The 862-nt window shown below is 36.0% G+C and carries 1 protein-coding gene; it reads left to right on the top strand.

The features are described 5' to 3' along the window. Nucleotides 1-862: flagellin hook IN motif-containing protein (locus GRQ01_RS07540; protein WP_282958811.1), on the top strand; the 862-nt coding region annotated here is incomplete at both ends.

Genomic DNA, 862 nt, shown 5'->3' with positions numbered 1-862 from the left:
CTATGGATGAACAGCTTAAAATCTTAGACACTATTAAAACTAAGGCAACTCAAGCAGCTCAAGATGGCCAAAGCTTAAAAACAAGAACCATGCTTCAAGCAGATATTAACCGTTTAATGGAAGAATTAGACAATATCGCAAATACAACTTCATTTAATGGTAAACAACTTTTAAGTGGAGGTTTTACTAATCAAGAATTTCAAATTGGTTCAAGTTCAAACCAAACTATAAAAGCAAGCATAGGTGCTACTCAGTCTTCTAAAATTGGGGTGACAAGATTTGAAACAGGATCTCAAAGTATGAGTTCAGGGCAAGTATCTCTCGTGCTTAAAAATTATAATGGAGTGGAGGATTTTAAATTTCAAAGCATTATCATCTCAACCTCAGTAGGAACAGGATTAGGAGCCTTGGCTGAAGAGATTAATAGGAATGCAGATAAAACAGGAGTAAGGGCAACTTATGATGTTAAAACTGTAGGAGCTTATGAGATAAAAGAAGGCAAAACTTCTGCGAACTTTGCTATTAATGGAGTTACCATAGGTGCTATTGATTATAAGGCAAGTGATGAAAACGGTGCTTTAGTCTCAGCTATTAATTCGGTTAAGGATACTACAGGGGTGCAAGCTTCAAAAGATGAGAACGGTAAGCTTGTATTAACTTCTGCTGATGGTAGAGGCATTAAAATCACTGGAGATATAGGTGTTGGTTCTGGTATTTTAAGGGAGCAAAAAGAAAATTATGGAAGATTATCCTTAGTAAAAAATGATGGTAGGGATATTAATATTAGCGGAACCACTCTTTCAGCCATAGGTATGGGAGCAGGTGATCTTATTTCTCAAACTTCGGTATCTTTAAGAGAATC

It is taken from the genome of Campylobacter bilis (assembly GCF_016806695.1).
GTDB classification, from domain to species: domain Bacteria; phylum Campylobacterota; class Campylobacteria; order Campylobacterales; family Campylobacteraceae; genus Campylobacter_D; species Campylobacter_D bilis.
Note: the sequence above shows the minus strand (reverse complement) of the source record. Positions and strands in the feature narration are given on the sequence as shown.